12 protein-coding genes are annotated in these 16,615 nt (G+C 72.2%); 1 reads left to right on the plus strand and 11 read right to left on the minus strand.

Features of this window, described 5'->3' with window-relative positions:
• The first annotated feature begins 151 nt into the window (after positions 1-151).
• Complete coding sequence (locus ACZ5GH_RS14140; protein ID WP_464334429.1) at positions 152-991, plus strand: hypothetical protein; 840 nt, start codon at positions 152-154, stop codon at positions 989-991.
• Here the strand turns inward: ACZ5GH_RS14140 and ACZ5GH_RS14145 are convergent.
• From ACZ5GH_RS14145 to ACZ5GH_RS14195, 11 genes are all read right to left on the minus strand, one after another.
• Entirely contained in the window at positions 978-1,814 is an 837-nt protein-coding gene (locus ACZ5GH_RS14145; RefSeq protein WP_464334430.1) for a hypothetical protein, read from the minus strand. The two genes, ACZ5GH_RS14140 and ACZ5GH_RS14145, sit on opposite strands and share 14 nt — an antisense overlap.
• Positions 1,815-1,931: 117 nt before the next feature.
• Positions 1,932-2,834, minus strand: a complete 903-nt coding sequence (locus ACZ5GH_RS14150; RefSeq protein ID WP_387756856.1) for an enoyl-CoA hydratase/isomerase family protein — start codon at positions 2,832-2,834, stop codon at positions 1,932-1,934.
• On the minus strand, positions 2,831-4,033 hold the full coding sequence (locus tag ACZ5GH_RS14155; RefSeq protein WP_387757051.1) for a cytochrome P450: 1,203 nt from the start codon (positions 4,031-4,033) through the stop codon (positions 2,831-2,833). The genes ACZ5GH_RS14150 and ACZ5GH_RS14155 overlap by 4 nt, the downstream gene beginning before the upstream one ends.
• A gap of 345 nt (positions 4,034-4,378) precedes the next feature.
• Positions 4,379-5,767, minus strand: coding sequence for a cytochrome P450 family protein (locus ACZ5GH_RS14160; RefSeq protein ID WP_387756855.1), 1,389 nt, complete (start codon positions 5,765-5,767; stop codon positions 4,379-4,381).
• A gap of 73 nt (positions 5,768-5,840) precedes the next feature.
• Positions 5,841-6,431, minus strand: a complete 591-nt coding sequence (locus ACZ5GH_RS14165) for a GTP-binding protein (protein ID WP_387756854.1) — start codon at positions 6,429-6,431, stop codon at positions 5,841-5,843.
• Positions 6,406-6,780, minus strand: a complete 375-nt coding sequence (locus ACZ5GH_RS14170) for a DUF742 domain-containing protein (protein WP_464334431.1) — start codon at positions 6,778-6,780, stop codon at positions 6,406-6,408. Before ACZ5GH_RS14170 ends, ACZ5GH_RS14165 begins: the two co-directional genes overlap by 26 nt.
• Entirely contained in the window at positions 6,777-7,178 is a 402-nt protein-coding gene (locus ACZ5GH_RS14175) for a roadblock/LC7 domain-containing protein (RefSeq protein WP_387756852.1), read from the minus strand. Before ACZ5GH_RS14175 ends, ACZ5GH_RS14170 begins: the two co-directional genes overlap by 4 nt.
• Positions 7,175-8,449: an ATP-binding protein gene (locus ACZ5GH_RS14180; protein WP_464334432.1), complete on the minus strand. Its 1,275-nt coding sequence runs from the start codon at positions 8,447-8,449 to the stop codon at positions 7,175-7,177. The genes ACZ5GH_RS14175 and ACZ5GH_RS14180 overlap by 4 nt, the downstream gene beginning before the upstream one ends.
• 409 nt (positions 8,450-8,858) lie before the next feature.
• Positions 8,859-13,805: an NAD-glutamate dehydrogenase gene (locus ACZ5GH_RS14185; protein WP_387756850.1), complete on the minus strand. Its 4,947-nt coding sequence runs from the start codon at positions 13,803-13,805 to the stop codon at positions 8,859-8,861.
• Positions 13,806-14,089: 284 nt separating this feature from the next.
• Positions 14,090-15,715: an L-glutamate gamma-semialdehyde dehydrogenase gene (gene pruA / locus ACZ5GH_RS14190; protein ID WP_387757050.1), complete on the minus strand. Its 1,626-nt coding sequence runs from the start codon at positions 15,713-15,715 to the stop codon at positions 14,090-14,092.
• A gap of 201 nt (positions 15,716-15,916) precedes the next feature.
• Positions 15,917-16,573, minus strand: coding sequence for an HAD family hydrolase (locus ACZ5GH_RS14195; RefSeq protein WP_387756849.1), 657 nt, complete (start codon positions 16,571-16,573; stop codon positions 15,917-15,919).
• Positions 16,574-16,615: the final 42 nt, after the last annotated feature.

Consider the following 16,615-nt stretch of genomic DNA (forward strand, 5'->3'; position numbering starts at 1 on the left):
CTCTACGGCACCCCTGGCGGGCGGGGGATGTCCGCAAACGGTTCGCACCCTGTGTAGCCGATGTGCTACTTTCCGCATCATCAACAGAACATAGGAGACCCCGGCGGTGGTGACACACCCCGGGGTCGGGCACCAGGAGCAGCAACTCCAGATGCAGATTCATCGTAGCGTTCACACACGCGCGTTCACCGTGCTTCCCAACGGCCTGTTGCAGGACCGTCGGCTTTCCTACACCGCTCGCGGCCTGCTCGCCGATCTCCTCTCCCGCCCGGACGGCTGGCGGGAGGACGGGCGGCAGATGGCGGACAGCAGCCCGCAGGGGCGGGGCGCTGTGCGGCGGGCGCTCAAAGAACTCAAGGACGCCGGGTACTACCGGGTCGACACCGTCCGGATGGCCGACGGGACGGTCCGCTCCGAGGCCCACGTCTACGACACCCCGCACCGCGCACCGGCTGTCCCCCGTCCGGCTTCCGGTGGAGGAGGGACCGGCGGCGCTGTCACCCCTCCCGTAAAGAACCCGGAGCAAGAACCCACCCTCCCGGATGAACGGACACGGGCGGCCGTGGCCACCCTGTTCCGGGTGATCCGGCCCGAGCCGCGTCTGCGCATCGGCGAGGCCGAGGCGCGGACGCTGGCGCCGCTCGTCGCGCAGTGGCTGGAACGGGGATGCGACGAGGCCGGGTTGGCCCACGCCCTGCTCCCCGGGCTGCCGCAGCCGATGCACTGCCCGGCGGCGGTCCTCCGGGACCGGCTGCGGCGCAAGCTCCCCCCGGAACGCCCCGAAGCCCCACCACCCACGCCCCGAGCCGAGTGCGGCCGCTGCCACGATCCGGTGCCCCGCCCCGGCATCTGCCGCGCCTGCGCGGGCCTCGGCACGAGAACCGTCGCCGTCGGCACCGGGGCCGGGGCCACCCCCGGCGGCGCGGCCCGCGCCCGCGCGGCGCTGCGCGGGCTGCCCCTGCCGAACCGTCAGGCCGTCAGCTGCACTTGATGTCGCGGTTCACCGCGGCCATCCCGGTGACCTTGCCGCCGTCCACGGTGAACTCGTACTGCCAGCCCTGCTGTCCCTCGGCCGGCATCACGTACCTGCCCCTCTTGTCGAGCTGGAGGCCCTTGGCCCCGTACGCCTGCTGGAGCGCCTCCACGGTGGAGCCGGCGCCGATGCCCTCGGCCGTCCGCGCGTCCGCCGGGGCGGCCAGCTCGCGCAGGCCCGTCGCGGCGAAGGAGACCCGGCCGGTGGCCAGGTACGCCTGGTCCTTGGCCTCCTGGGCGAACCTCATGGCGACCAGGGCCTGCGTGGCGTCCGCGATCAGCTTCGCGGAGGCGGCCGAGTCCGCGGCCGCGGCGGCCGATCCCGCGGCGGCGGCCGCCGCGTCCTTGGCGGAGGCGTTCGGCGGCAGGGTGCCGCCCGGGGCGGGCGCCTTCCCCGAGGCCGCGTCGGCCTGGGCGTTCAGGTCCTTGTAGCGGGCCTCGGTGGCCGCCTCTGCGGCCATCCGGGCCTGGTCCGGCGCCGGGCCGCCCTTGTAGACGAAGTCCGTGCAGCCGTCGAGCAGCGAGACCGGCGAGCTCTCCAGGGCGCCGGTGGCCAGCCCCGCGTCCTTGGCCATCCCGGGCTTCAGCCCCCGGTACCCGGCTGCCGCGAAGGCCTCCGGGCCCTTCGTGGCGGTCGCGGTCGCGGCCGCGCCGGTGGCGGCCGGGGCCGCCTTCGCCGTGTCCTTCTTGTCGTCGGACGAGCAGGCCGCCGCTCCGACGACCAGCAGTACCACCGAGATGCCCACGCCCACCGCGCGGACCGAGGCCCGGTTCTCCCCCATGTCACAACCCCCACTTGATCGTTCGAGGGCTACCGTACCGAGGGCGCGGGCACGGCCCATAACCGGTTTCCGCGCGCGTGCGGAGGAGGGACCCGGGCCCCTCCTCCGCACCGCCGGTCAGTCGGCCGGGTGCTGGGCGGCGAGGCCGCGGGAGTAGTGGGCGGCGGCGAGGACGGAGGCCATCAGCTCGGAGTCCAGCACCGAGGCGTCGGCCAGCCGGGTGGCCGACGCGTGGGAGGCGAGCAGGGTCTTGGTGACCCGCAGGGCGGCCTCGGGGCGGCGGGTGACGGGCCGGGCCCACTCGGCCACCGCCCCGTCCAGGTCCTCCTCGGCGACGACGCGCTGCAGGATGGCCAGCTCCCGCGCCTCCACCGCGCCGACCGGACGGCCGGTGAGGATGATCTCGCGGACCCGGGCCGCGCCGACCTCGTGGAGCAGCCGGGGCAGCAGCCCGCCCCAGGCGACCGGCAGGCCCAGGGCCAGCTCGGGCAGCCGGAAGACGGCGTTGTCGGCGCCGACCCGCAGGTCGCAGGCGAGCGCCAGGGCGAAGCCGGCGCCGGTCGCCCGGCCCTGGACCCGGGCGACGGTGACGGCGGGACTGTTGGTGAGGGCGTCGCAGACCCGACGCGCCCTGTCCCCGTAGGCCCGGATCCGGCCGCCGGTCGGGTCCTCGTCCAGGCCCGCGAGGAGTTCGTCGCGGTCGCCGCCGAGGCAGAAGTCCCGGCCGGCCGCGGACAGCACGATCACGCGCACGGCCGGGTCGGGTACGGCGAGGACGGCGAGGAGTTCGTCCAGCATCGCCATGGTGACGGCGTTCCCGGTCTCCGGGCTGTCCAGCTCGACGTGGAGCACCGCGCCCCGGAGCTCGGAGCGGACGGTACGGGCCGGCGCGGGCACGGGGACCGCCACGGGTTCGGGAGCGGGCCGCGGGTACCAGTCGGCGGGCGTCGAGGGGTGCGCGATGTACGGGGGTTGCATCGCGTACGGGGGGTACTGGGGAGCCCGCGGGGTGACGCTCATGCGGCGACTCTCAGGGACGTCACCCGGTGGAAGACCATCCGGGGCGCGTGCTCCGGCGGGCTCACCGCCCGCAACGTCGGGAAGCGCTCCAGCAGTTGGCCGAGCAGGGCGCGCGCCTCCAGCCGCGCCAGGCCCGCGCCGAGGCAGTAGTGGGCGCCGCCGCCGAAGGTGAGGTGGGCGCCCCGGCGGAGCGGGTCGAAGGTGTGCGGGTCGGGGTTGCGGCGCGGATCGCGGTTGGCGGCGCCGTACATCACGTGGACCATGGTGTCCTTGGGCAGGAACACCCCGGACAGCTCGGTGTCCTCGCCCGCGATGCGGCTGTTGACGCGGATCGGCGGGTCGTAGCGCAGTGCCTCGTCGATCACCCCGTCGACGTGCTCGGGCCGCTCCCGCAGCCACTGCCACCGGCCGGGCGACCGCAGCAGCTGCCACACCATCGAGGAGAGCATCGTCGCCGTGGTCTCCAGCGAGGCGATGGTGACGAACATGGTGAGCTGGTAGACCATCCGGTCGGTGGTCTCGCGGTCGGACTCCAGCGCGTCCCAGGTGCGGATCCAGCCGGCGATCACGTCGTCGCCGTCCCCGTCGCGGCGCTCCTGGACGAGGCGGGTGAAGTACCGGCGCAGCTCCATGGTGGCCTGCTCGGAGACCGCCAGCTGGCTCTTGGTGGGCAGCAGCTCCTGGGCGTGCACCTGGTCGTGGGTCATCGCCAGGATGTGCGGGTAGTCCGCGGGCCGGATGCCCAGCCAGCGCCCGACGGTGCCGATCGGCAGCTGCTCGCTGACCACGGCCGCGAAGTCCGCCTCGCCGTCCGCCCGTATTCGCTCGGCGAGGTGGTCCAGCAGCCCGGCGGCGTCGGCCTCGACGGCCGGCACCATGTCCCGGAGGGTGTTGCGGTCGAAGAGGCTCCCGAGGCTGCGCCGTTGCCGGGTGTGCTCGGGGGCGTTGAGCCGGGAGAGCGTCCGGCTCATCTCCTGGGTGGCGACGGCCTCCCAGCGCTCCGTGCCGGTCTGCCGCTCCTGCCAGGCGAAGTCGGGGACGAGCCAGTTCCTGCCGCGCAGGACCTGGTCGCACGCCTCGTAGCCGGTGACCAGGTAGCCGCCCCAGGGCGCCGGGACGAGGTCGCCAAGCGCCCGCAGCTCGTCGTAGACCGGGCTCGGGTCGGCGAGCCCCTCGGGCGAGCGAAGCCTCCGCAGCAGCGGCACGGCGGCGCGGCGGTCGGCCCTCCCGTCTGGTCGCTCCGGCGCGGGGCGGGCTTCCAACACAGCGGTCACACGGGGCTCCTTAACGCGCGGGCGGGCAGTACGGCGGCGTACTACCCAGCAACAGCGCGCTCAAGCGTCGATCAGTGTTGCCCCCGTCACGTACCGCACCGGCGTCGCACGCCGTTCACCTCGCGGTGACCGAAGGGCCCTTGACGGCCCCTCCGTCGACGCCCCCGACCGGAGGCCGGGCCCCAGGACACCCCAGGGCCCGGGCCAGCCCGGGACACCTCGGGCCCCCGAACACCCGGGCCCCGGGCCACCCCGGGGCCCGAGGACGCCTCAGAGCCGGAAGACGTCCAGGAAGGAGCTCCACCACCCCTTCTTCTGCGGAGCCCGGCCCGCCGCCGGGGCGGTGGCCTGCGGGTACGCCTGCGCCGGCTCGGAGCCGGCCGGCGCCGCCGACGGGGCCGGTGCGGCGTCCGCCCCAGCGGCCGGCCCGGTGGTCCGGGCGGGCGCCGGGCTGAACCGCACCGGCAGCGAGACCAGGCCGCGCTGGAACGGACCCGGCCGCCACTCCACGCTCTCCGCGGGCACCGCGAGCGTGACGTCCGGCAGCGCGTTGAGCAGGCACTCGATCGCGCTCAGGGCGATCAGCTGGGCCGGGGACTTGGCCGGGCAGGCGTGCGGGCCGGCGCCCCAGGCCAGGTGCGCCCCCTTGCTGAGGGTCAGCCGGGCGTCGGTCAGCGCGGGGTCGCTGTTGGCGGCGGCGAAGCTGATCACCACGGGGCTGCCGGCGTCCATCGGGACGCCGCCCAGGTTGAGGTCCTGCATCGGGTAGTGCGTCGCGTAGTTGGCGATCGGCGGGTTGTTCCACAGCACGTCGTCGAGGGCGTCCTCGATGCGCAGCCCGGAGCCGCCCTCGCCGGAGAGCAGCAGGAGCAGCGCGTTGCCGATCAGGTTGCGCTCGGGCTCGACGCCGGCGCCCATCAGCATGACCAGCTGGTCCTTGAGCTCCTCGTCGCGCAGGCCGGCCGGGTGCTGGATGAGCCAGGAGGTGATGTCGTCGCCGGGCTGGCGGCGCTTCAGCGCGACCAGGTCCATCAGGCAGGAGGTCAGCTCCTCGTTGGCCTGGATGACGTCGATGCCGTCGAAGAGCGCGGACATGCTGCGGGTCAGCCGGTCGCCGATGTCGGCCGGGCAGCCGAACAGCTGGTTGAACAGCAGCAGCGGCAGCAGCCTGGCGTAGTCGTTGAGCAGGTCGGCCCGGCCCAGCGGGCTGAACTGGTCGATCAGGTAGCCGGCTATCCGCTCGACGTGCCGGTTGAGCCGGCTGTCGTTGAGCCGCTCCAGGCTCTCGGTGACCGCCTTGCGCAGCCGCAGGTGCTCGGCGCCGTCCGTGAAGAGGCAGTTGGGCCGGTAGAACATCATCGGCAGGACGGGGCTGTCCATCGGCACCCGGCCCTCGTTCAGCGCCGCCCAGCGCCGCGAGTCCCGGGCGAACATCCCCGGGTTCTGCAGCACCCGCAGCGCGGCCTCGTGCGAGGTGACCAGGGTGGCGTCCACCCCGGGGGCCAACTCCACCGGCGCGGCGGGGCCGTGGACGCGCAGCTTGTCGTAGACCGCGCCGGGGTCGGCCGAGAACATCTCCCCGTAGAGCGGGGTGCTCACGCCGGCGTGCATCGGGCAGCCCGGCGGAGGCGACGGGACGGGTCGCGGCAGAGATTCCATGGGTCGTTCCTTGGAGGTGGCCCCGGGCGGATGCGGACCCGGGAGGTGTGAGGGGAGGAAGGCGTGGGGGAGGTCAGGAGGCGCGGTCGAGCAGGTGCCGGACGAGCGTCAGCAGGGCGTTGGCCGAGGAGCGCTGGTCCCGCGCGTCGCAGAACACCACCGGGGTGTGCGGCAGCAGGTCGAGCGCCTCGCGCAGCTGGTCCTCGGTGTAGTCGCTCTGCCGGTCGAAGCTGTTGACCGCCACCGCGTACTCCAGGCCGTACTGCTCGATCAGGTCGATGACGGGGAAGGTGTCCGCCAGGCGGGTGGGGTCGGCCAGCAGCAGCGCTCCCAGCGCGCCCCTCGCCATGTCCTCCCAGAGCTGCATGAACCGCTGCTGCCCCGGGGTGCCGAACAGGTACAGCACCAGGTCGTCGCCGAGCGTCAGCCGGCCGAAGTCCAGGGCGACGGTCGTGGTCTTCTTGTCCGGTACGCCGCGGAGGTCGTCGACGCGGACGGACGCCTGCGTCATGCTCTCCTCGGTGCTCAGCGGGGCGATCTCCGACAGGGCCCCGATGAGCGTCGTCTTGCCGACCGCGAAGTGCCCCACGACCAGGATCTTGACGGCGGTCGTCACCGCGCCCGGGACGTAGATGTCCTCAGGCGAACCGGCGTTGAAGTCCATGCAGTACCTTCTCTAGAAGTCTCGGGTCCGGAGCCTGGGCCGGAGGCGGGGCCGACCGGCGCAGCAGCCGTCCCTCCCGGATCAGGTCCGTCAGCAGCAGCCTGACGACCCCCACCGGAAGCTCCAGCCGTGCCGCGACCTCGGCCACCGAGAGGTAGCCGCCGGAGCACAGCTCCCAGATCGCCCGGGTCTCCGGGCTCGGCAGGACGGGCATGCCCTGCTCGGGCGCGACGGTGACCAGGGTGATCAGAGACAGGTCGTCCGCGTTCGGTAACTCGCGTCCACCGGTGATGACGTAGGAGCGGATGAAGCCACCGGTGACCCACTGTTCCTCGCCGCCGGCCGTCATGAGCCGCTGAGCGTGCTCTGGCGCGGCGCCGCCGACATCGCCCGGCCGAGTGCGCCCACCTGCTGCTGCATCCGGAAGGACATCGCCTCCATGTCGACGTCGGGGGCGGTGGAGGCGGCCAGGTACGCGCCGCTGCCGGCCGCGATCAGGAAGATCCAGCCATGGTCGTACTCCAGGAGGGTCTGGCGCCAGGCCCCGCCGCCTCCGCCGACGAACGGGGCGACCGCGCGGCTCAGCGACTGCATGGAGCTCATCGCGGCGGCGTTGGTCTCCGCCTCGTCGCGGCCGATCTCGCTGGACCGTTCGAGCAGGAGGCCGTCGGCGGAGACGAGGATAGCGTGCCGGGCGCCCGGTACCTGGAGTACGTCGTTGAGCACCCAGGAAAGATCGCGGCTCACTGGATCTCGGTTCCTTCCGTGGTCATGGTGTTGCGCCCGGACAGCGTGCCGCGCTGGAACGCGCCGAGGCGGGACGGCGTGTGCTGGCCGGTGCTCCGCACCGGTTCCTCGGCCCGGACGGGGTCCTGCGGGGCGGGGACGACGGACACGGGGCGCTGGCGGCGCCGCCGGGGCAGCAGTCCGTCCGCGGTCGTCTCCGCCGCCGCCGTCGGCGCCGGCTGCGGCGCCGGCACCGGGGCCAGCGGCGCGGCCGGCTCGGACAGCGACACCAGCCGCTGGCCGGCGGCGGGCGCCCAGGCCTGGGCGGGCTGCTCCACCGGCACGGGCTGGTAGTCTGCGCGCTCGGCGACGGGCGGGGCCGCGACCTCGCTGCTGAGCAGCTCGGCCGGCAGCAGCACCACGGCCCGCACGCCGCCGTACGGGGAGACCGAGTCGACGGAGACCCGGAAGCCGTAGCGGGCGGCCAGCATGCCGGAGACGGCGAAGCCGAACTTCGGGGGGTTGCCCAGGCTGGCGAGGCTGATCGGCGCGCCCGGGTTGAGGAGCTGCGCCGCGCGGTCCTTCTCCTCCTGGCCCATGCCGAGGCCGGCGTCGTCGATGATCAGGCAGACGCCGGTCGGGACGGCCTGGACGCTGACCTCCACCGGGGTGTCCGGGGCGGAGTAGTTGGTCGCGTTGGCGAGCAGCTCGGACAGCACGACGGCGACCGGCTCGACGACCTTGCTGGCGAGCGAGACGCTGACCCGGGAGTGGATCCGCACCCGGTCGAAGTGCCGGATCCGGCCCTGGGCGCTGCGGGCCACGTCGTAGACCGAGGCGACGCTCTCGCGGCGGCCCAGCCAGCCGCCGCAGAGCACCGCGATGCCCTGGGCGCGCCGGCCGAACTGGCTGTTGGTGTGGTCGATCGTCATCAGGTCGGCGAGGATCTGCGGGCTGTCGCCGTACTTCCGCTGCACCTTGTCGATGACGACCTGCTGCTCGTCGGCCAGGCCCTGCAGCGTCCGCATCGCCGCCTTGAGGACGGCCTTGGTGTCCTCCTCGGCGTCCCGGCGGACGGCGGTCAGTTCGGACGCGTGCTGCCCCCGCAGGTGGTCGTGCAGCGCGGCGGCCTCGTCGCGCTGCCGCTGTGCCAGGGCGCTCTCCTCCTCCAGCGCGGCGTTGCGCCGCCGCAGGGCGAGGTTGGTTCTGCGTGCTTGGAGGGCCGCTCCGACGGCCACGAACATCACCACGATGAAGACCCAGAAAAAGGGTTCCTGCACAAATGACGTCATGAAACTCTCTTCAGGTGGCATCGCGTGGAGCCGGTCCGGGCCCCGAAGCGCGAATGGGACTGGCGGCCCGAGCCTCTCCGAAAGGCACCTGATGTCACATCACATCGAAGTGCTTTGCGGCACGAGACCTGCGGCGACGCCTATCGCGGAGTCAGCCTACTGCAACTCATGCCTTGTCAGAACAGCTGTCAAAAAGGGCAGTTGGGGCGAAATTCCGCGACCCGCCGGGAACTCTGACGGCAATTGGCGGAGTTTGTGATGCCGCGTTAACCGCAGGGACACATCCGGAGCCCGTCCCGGTTCACGCGCAGCGTGATCCGGCCGTCACGCTCCGGAATCCGGGCGGCGTCCGGGAACGCGGAAGGGGCCCGCGTCCGAAGACGCGGGCCCCTTCCGGTGCGGCCGTCCGTCAGCGCATCGAACCGGTGCGCAGCAGGGTGCGGATGACGCGCATCGCGACCGAGAGGCTGGACAGCTCGTAGTTGTCCGAACCCCTTATGTCGTCGAGGGTGCTCTTGGCGCGGTTCAGCAGGGTCGAGTTGAGCTCGGCCCAGGCGGTGTACCGCTCCTCCGGGGTGGCCGCCTCGGGCCCGCAGGCCAGGATGTCGGCGGTCAGCGCCGCGTGCGCCGCGAAGAGGTCCTCGCGGATCGCGGCCCGGGCCATCGACGACCAGCGGTCGGTGCGGGGCAGCTCGATGATGCGGTCGAGCAGGTGCGAGATCTGGAGCCGGTCGCCCAGGTCGTAGTAGAGGTCGGCGACCTCGGCGACGTCCTTCCCGGAGCGGTCGGCGACCTCGACGATGTCCAGGGTCGGGAAGACCGAGGAGAGGCCGGCGATCCGGGTGGCCAGCTCCTCCGGCACCCCGGCCGCGGCGAGCTCGCCGTACACCGACTCGAACCAGGTGAGGTCCTCGCCGCGCAGCGGCTTGGGCAGCGAGGCCCAGACCTGGTTGACGCGGTCGTGGAAGAACTCGATGGTGCCGGCGATGTCGAGCGGCTGGCGGCGGTTGTTGAGCATCCACCGGGTGGCGCGCTCGACCAGGCGCCGCGAGTGCAGCCGCATCTTGGTCTGCACCCGGGCCGGGACCTTGTTGTCCAGGTCCTCGATCTCGGCCCAGATCGGCTCCAGGTCGAAGACGGCCCGCGCGGCGGTGTGCGTCCGGGCGATCTCCTCGTAGGTCGCGCCGGTCTCCTCCTTCAGGCGGAAGGCGAAGGTGCAGCCACCCCGGTTGATCGTGTCGTTGACGATCAGCGTGGTGATGATCTCGCGGCGCAGCGCGTGGTTGTCGATGGCGTCGGCGAACCCCGCCCGCAGCGCGCTCGGGAAGTACTCGTGCAGCGCGGTGCGGAAGAACGGGTCGTCCGGCAGGTCGGTGGCCAGCAGCTCCTCAGCGAGGATGATCTTGGTGTACGCGAGCAGGACGGACATCTCGGGCTGCGAGAGTCCGCGGCCGCCCTGCTGGCGCTCACGGATCTGGCGCTCGGTGGGCAGGAACTCCAGCCCCCGGTCCAGCCGGCCGGCCGACTCGAAGCGGCTGATCATCCGGGCGTGCACGTTGACCATGCTGTGCGCCTGGGCGACGGCGTTGGCCAGCACCACGTTCTGCGCGTAGTTGTTGCGCAGCACCAGGTGGCCGACCTCGTCGGTCATCTCGGCCAGCAGGGCGTTGCGCTGCTTGACCGTCATGTCGCCCTCGGCGACGACCTGGTTGAGCAGGATCTTGATGTTGACCTCGTGGTCCGAGGTGTCCACACCGGCCGAGTTGTCGATCGCGTCGGTGTCGATCCAGCCGCCGGAGCCCTCCGGGCCGCCGGTGGCCGCGTACTCGATGCGGCCGAGCTGGGTGCAGCCGAGGTTGCCGCCCTCGCCGATGACCCGGGCCCGGACCTGCTCGCCGTTGACCCGGATGGCGTCGTTGGACTTGTCGCCGACCTCGGCGTTGGTCTCGGTGGAGGCCTTGACGTAGGTGCCGATGCCGCCGTTCCAGAACAGGTCGACGGGCGCCTGCAGGATCGCCTTCATCAGCTCGGCCGGGGTCAGGCGGGTCTCCTCGACGCCGAGGGCGGCCCGGACCTGCGGGGTCAGCTGGATCGACTTCGCCGAGCGGGGGTGCACCCCGCCGCCGGCCGAGATCAGCGACTTGTCGTAGTCGTCCCAGGAGCTGCGCGGCAGCTCGAACAGACGGCGGCGCTCGGCGTACGAGGTGGCCGCGTCCGGGTTCGGGTCGAGGAAGATGTGGCGGTGGTCGAAGGCGGCGACCAGGCGGATGTGCTCGCTGAGCAGCATGCCGTTGCCGAAGACGTCGCCGGACATGTCGCCGATGCCGATGACGGTGAAGTCCTCGGTCTGGGTGTCGACGCCGAGCTCGCGGAAGTTGCGCTTGACCGACTCCCAGGCGCCGCGGGCGGTGATGCCCATGCCCTTGTGGTCGTAGCCGGCCGAGCCGCCGGAGGCGAACGCGTCGCCCAGCCAGAAGCCGTAGGACTCGGCGACGCCGTTGGCGATGTCCGAGAAGGTCGCGGTGCCCTTGTCGGCGGCGACGACCAGGTAGGTGTCGTCCTCGTCGTGGCGGACCACGTCGGCCGGGTGCACGACCTCGCCGCCGACCAGGTTGTCGGTGATGTCGAGCAGCGCCGAGATGAAGGTCTTGTACGAGGAGACGCCCTCGGCCAGCCAGGCGTCGCGGTCGACCGCCGGGTCCGGCAGCTGCTTGGCGACGAAGCCGCCCTTGGCGCCGACCGGGACGATGACGGTGTTCTTGACCATCTGGGCCTTGACCAGGCCCAGGATCTCGGTGCGGAAGTCCTCGCGCCGGTCGGACCAGCGCAGACCGCCGCGGGCGACCTTGCCGAAGCGCAGGTGGACGCCCTCGACCTGCGGCGAGTAGACCCAGATCTCGAACGCCGGGCGCGGGGCCGGCAGGTCCGGGATGGCCTTCGGGTCGAACTTCATCGACACGTAGGAGTGCCACTCGCCGGAGCCGGAGCGCTGGAAGAAGTTGGTCCGCAGGGTGGCCCTGATGAGGTTCAGGAAGGAGCGCAGGATGCGGTCCTCGTCCAGCGAGACGACCTCGTCCAGGGCGCCGGCCAGCTCCTCCAGGATGCCCTCGGTCAGCTCCAGGGCGCCCGAACGGTGGCTCGGGCTCAGCCGGGCCTCGAACAGGTTGACCAGCAGCCGGGTGGTGTGGGTGTTGTTGCGGAGCGCGTCCTCCATGTAGTCCTGGGAGAACGTGGAGCCCGCCTGGCGCAGGTACTTGGCGTACGCGCGCAGCATCATCGCCTGGCGCCAGGTCAGCCCGGCGGTGAGGACCAGCTCGTTGAAGCCGTCGTTCTCGGCCCGGCCGGTCCAGGTGGCGGCGAAGGTCTCCTGGAACCTCTCGCGGGCCTCGTCGGTGAGCTCGGTGGCCTCGCGCAGCTTCAGGCCGAAGTCGTAGACCCACGCGGTGGTGCCGTCGGAGCGGCGCAGCGCGTACGGGTGCTCGTCCAGCACCTCGACGCCCAGGCGCTGGAGCACCGGCAGGACCTCGGTGAGCGAGATCGGGCCGCCGACCCGGTAGATCTTGAAGCGGCGCTCGTCGTCGCCGGCGCCGACCGGCTGGTACAGGTTCAGGCGGAAGTCGCCCTCGCCGTGCAGCGACTCGATCTGCTTGATGTCGGCGACGGCGGTGCGCGGCGGGAAGTCGGCGCGGTAGCCGTCGGGGAAGGCGTTGGCGTACTTGTGGCCGAGCTCGGCGGCCTTCTCCTCGCCCAGCTCGGTGTGCAGCTGGTCGTGGAAGCCGTCCATCCAGAACCGGGCGGCCTCCGCCAGGCGGTTCTCGATCCGCTCGATGTCCGTCTCGGAGAGCTGCGGCAGCTCGGTGCCCGGGGCGACCCGGACCACGAAGTGCAGACGGGTCAGCACCGACTCGGTGGCGTACACCGTGTAGTCGATGGTGGCGCCGTTCAACTCCTCCTTGAGGATGTCGGTGATCAGCAGCCGGATGCGCGTGGTGTAGCGGTCGCGCGGCAGGTAGATGAACGCCGAGAAGTAGCGCCCGTACTCGTCCTGGCGCAGGAACAGCCGCAGCTTGCGGCGCTCCTGGAGGTAGAGCACGCTCGTCGCGATGGAGAGCAGCTCGGAGGCCGGGGTCTGGAAGATCTCGTCCCGCGGGAAGGTCTCCATGATCTGGAGCAGGTCGCGGCCGTCGTGGCTCTCGCTGGAGAAGCCGGACTCCTCCAGGACCTCCTGGACCTTGCGGCGCACGACCGGGATGCGGGTGACCGACTCGGTGTAGGCGGCGGAGGAGAACAGGCCGAGGAAGCGGCGCTCGCCGACCGGCTCGCCGGCGGCGTCGAACTTCTTCACGCCGACGTAGTCCAGGTAGGCCGGGCGGTGCACGGTGGCACGGCTGTTGGCCTTGGTGAGGACGAGCAGCTTCTTCTCGTGGGCCTTGGCGCGCACCGGCGCGGAGAGCCGGCCGAAGGCCTCGCTGACCGCGTGGTGGTGGTCGTCGTGGCTGTGCGGGTCGGAGCGCAGGATGCCGAGGCCGGTCCCGGCGACGGCCTTGAGGACCTCCTCGCCCTCGTGCTCGACCAGGTCGTACTCGCGGTAGCCGAGGAAGGTGAAGTGGTCGTCGGCGAGCCAGCGCATCAGCTCCCAGGCCTCGCCGACCTCCTGCTCGGGCAGGCCGGTCGGGGGCTCCTCGGCCAGCTCGTCGGCCAGGCGCAGGGCGCTCTCGCGCATCTTGCCCCAGTCCTCGACGACCTCGCGGACGTCGCCGAGCACCCGGCGCAGGTCGGCCTCGATGGAGCGCAGGTCCTCGCGGTCGGTCTCGCGGTCGATCTCGATGTGCATCCACGACTCGACGGTCGCGTCGGCGGGCCACTCGGTGCCGGCGGCCTGGCTGCGGGAGCAGGCGTCGACGTCCAGGATCTCCAGCAGCTTGCCGGTGATGTCACGGCGGACGACCAGCTGGGGGTGGATCACGATGTGGATCGCGCGGTCCTGGCGGGACAGCTCGTTGGTGACGGAGTCGACCAGGAAGGGCATGTCGTCGGTGACGACCTCGACCACGGTGTGGCCGCAGGACCAGCCGTTCTCCTCGACCGAGGGGGTGTGGACCCGCACCTCGGCGGTGCCCTGCGGGCGCTTGAGCCCCAGGCGGTAGTGGGAGGCGGCCGCGCCGTAGACGTCGACCGGGTCGAGGTCGACCAGGTCCTCGGGCGCGGTGTGGAGGTAGTAGTGGTGCAGGTACGCGGTCAGAGCGCCGTTGCTCAGACCCTCCCCCGGCGCCGCTCCCCCCACCTGGCTGTTCTCAGCGGCTGCGGCTGCCTTCTTGAGCAGTTCGGCCTTGGCTGCGTCCAGCTTGGTCTGCATGACTTCTTGGCTCCTGTCGCGCGCCGTTGCGTGACTCGGTGGTGTGTGGATGTACACCGACGGGTCACCGCAATCCTGCCGCACCATCCGACTGAAAGGGGCTCATGGCACGCATGAAACGTCCTCCCAGCGGGTAGGACGACTCGTTCGTCCTGCAGCCACCCGACGACGCCAGCCAGCCTAACCGGATCAATCGAAGGTGCACAGGGACAGGTAGGCGCAAACCCGCAGGAAGTCGGCTCCGTCCTGGACAGCATGTCCAAACCGGAGCCCGGTGTTCACTCTCAGCCCATGTGCGGGTATCCGTGGTGGGTCGGCGGGACGAAGGTCTCCTTGATCGACCGGGCCGAGGTCCAGCGGAGCAGGTTCTGCGCGGCGCCCGCCTTGTCGTTGGTGCCGGAGGCCCGGCCGCCGCCGAAGGGCTGCTGGCCGACGACGGCGCCGGTCGGCTTGTCGTTGATGTAGAAGTTCCCCGCGGCGAAGCGCAGCTCCTCGACGGCCTGGGCGATGGCGTAACGATCCTGCGCGACCACCGAGCCGGTCAGGCCGTACGGGGCGCCGCCGTCGACCCTTCGGAGCACGTCGTCCCAGCGGGAGTCCTCGTAGACGTGGACGGCGAGGATCGGGCCGAAGTACTCGGTCCGGAAGATGTCGCCCCGGTGGTCGGAGGAGACCAGCACCGTCGGCCGGACGAACCAGCCGATCGCGTCGTCGTACTGCCCGCCGGCCGCCAGTTCGATCGTCGGATCGGCCTTCGCCCGGTCGATGGCGTCCCGGTTCTTCTCGAAGGCCCGCCGGTCGATCAGGGCGCCCATGAAGTTGGACAGGTCGGTCACGTCGCCCACCGGGAGCGCGTCCACCTCGGCCAGGAAGTCGTCCTTGATCCGCTGCCAGAGGCTGCGCGGCAGGTAGGCCCGGGAGAGCGCCGAGCACTTCTGGCCCTGGTACTCGAAGGCGCCGCGGACCAGCGCGGTCCGCAGGACGTCCGGGTCGGCCGAGCGGTGGGCCAGCAGGAAGTCCTTGCCGCCGGTCTCGCCGACGATCCTCGGGTACGCGCGGTAGCCGCCGATGTTGGCGCCGATGGTCTGCCACAGCGACTGGAAGGTGGCGGTGGAGCCGGTGAAGTGCAGCCCGGCGAACGCCGGGTCGGCCAGCACCACCGGGGAGACCTGCAGGCCGTCGCCGGTCACCAGGTTGATCACCCCGGGCGGCAGGCCGGCCGCCTCCAGCAGCCGCATCAGGTGGTACGCGGCCAGGGTCTGGGTCGGCGCGGGCTTCCAGACCACGGTGTTGCCCATCAGCGCGGGGGCGGTGGGCAGGTTGCCGGCGATCGCGGTGAAGTTGAACGGGGTGACCGCGTAGACGAAACCTTCCAGCGGGCGGTGGTCGGTGCGGTTCCACACGCCGGGCGAGGAGATCGGCTGGTCGGCCAGGATCTGCCGGGCGAACCGGACGTTGAACCGCCAGAAGTCGACCAGCTCGCAGGCGGAGTCGATCTCGGCCTGCTGCGCGGTCTTGGACTGGCCGAGCATGGTGGCCGCGTTGAGCGTCTCCCGCCAGGGGCCGGCCAGCAGGTCGGCGGCGCGCAGGAAGACCGCCGCGCGGTCGTCGAAGGAGAGCGAGCGCCACTGCCGCCCGGCGGCCAGCGCCGCGTCCACCGCCGCCCGGGCGTCCTCCCGGGTCGCGTTGCCGAGCACGCCCAGCTTGGCGGCGTGGTGGTGCGGCTGGACCACCTCGATCCGCTCACCGCCGCCGAACCGCTGCTCGCCGCCGATGGTCATCGGCAGCGGGACCTGCTCGGCCGCCAGTTCGTCCAGCCGCCGGACCAGCCGGTCCCGCTCCGGGGTGCCGGGCGCGTACGAGCGCACCGGCTCGTTGACCGGCACCGGCACCTCGGTGACTGCGTCGATGGGCATGGCGGCTCCGTCCTGGCGGCTGGTCGGGTGTGACACCAGCCTGACCAGCCGGGGCGCGATCCGCCCGTTCAGACACGCGGACGGCGGACGTGGCGCCCGCCACGTCCGGCCGGTCCGGGGCGTGGTTCAGCCCGCGCCGACCGCCTGGTCCCGGGGTGGTTCACCGCGCCGCGTCGGGCCGGTCCTGGGCGTGGTTCAGCCCGCGATCCGGCCGGCCAGCTCGACCGCCTCGGCCAGGGTGTCCACCACCGGGACGCCGACCGGCTCCAGCTTCTCCCTGGTGTGCGAACCGCCGGTGTAGAGCACCGCGTGGGCCCCCGCCCCCAGCGCCGCCAGGGCGTCGTCCGCGGCGTCGCCGATCAGCACCGTACGGGCCGGGTCCACCAGCTCACCGAGCGCGGCCAGGTGCCTGACCAGGTGCTCCGCCTTCTGGCCGCCGGCCGGGCCGCTGCGGCCGTCCACCCGCAGGAAGCCGTCGGTCAGGCCGAAGGTGTCGACCAGCGGCACCAGCCGGTCGTGCTCGTACATCGACAGCAGCGACTGGCTGTTCCCGGCCTCCCGCCAGCCGTCCATCAGCTCGCGCACGCCCTCGGCCAGCCCGCAGGACGGGCTGAGCTCCCGGTAGCGGTCGTGGAACGCGTCGTCGAGCCTCAGCCACTCCTCCGTGGAGGGCATCCGGCCGAGCAGGCGCTGGTAGAAGCGGGGAATCGGGATCTCGTACTGCTCGCGGTACTCCTGGAGGGTCATCGGCCCGACGCCGATGGTCGCGAAGGCGGCGTTGCTCGCCCCCAGCACGGCCTCCATGTCGTGGAAGAGCGTGCCGTTCCAGTCCCAAACGATGTGAGTGCGCACAGGGTGAAACGGTAACCCGGCCGGGTGACACGCCGGTAGGAC

Source organism: Kitasatospora sp. Xyl93, from assembly GCF_055383135.1.

Excerpts from the sequence above, each read along its gene's own strand:
- ACZ5GH_RS14160 (WP_387756855.1), bottom strand. The coding sequence starts at position 5,767 with ATGGAATCTCTGCCGCGACCCGTCCCGTCGCCTCCGCCGGGCTGCCCG.
- ACZ5GH_RS14145 (WP_464334430.1), bottom strand. The coding sequence starts at position 1,814 with ATGGGGGAGAACCGGGCCTCGGTCCGCGCGGTGGGCGTGGGCATCTCG.
- ACZ5GH_RS14140 (WP_464334429.1), top strand. The coding sequence starts at position 152 with ATGCAGATTCATCGTAGCGTTCACACACGCGCGTTCACCGTGCTTCCC.
- ACZ5GH_RS14165 (WP_387756854.1), bottom strand. The coding sequence starts at position 6,431 with ATGGACTTCAACGCCGGTTCGCCTGAGGACATCTACGTCCCGGGCGCG.
- ACZ5GH_RS14170 (WP_464334431.1), bottom strand. The coding sequence starts at position 6,780 with ATGACGGCCGGCGGCGAGGAACAGTGGGTCACCGGTGGCTTCATCCGC.
- ACZ5GH_RS14180 (WP_464334432.1), bottom strand. The coding sequence starts at position 8,449 with ATGACGTCATTTGTGCAGGAACCCTTTTTCTGGGTCTTCATCGTGGTG.
- ACZ5GH_RS14185 (WP_387756850.1), bottom strand. The coding sequence starts at position 13,805 with ATGCAGACCAAGCTGGACGCAGCCAAGGCCGAACTGCTCAAGAAGGCA.
- ACZ5GH_RS14150 (WP_387756856.1), bottom strand. The coding sequence starts at position 2,834 with ATGAGCGTCACCCCGCGGGCTCCCCAGTACCCCCCGTACGCGATGCAA.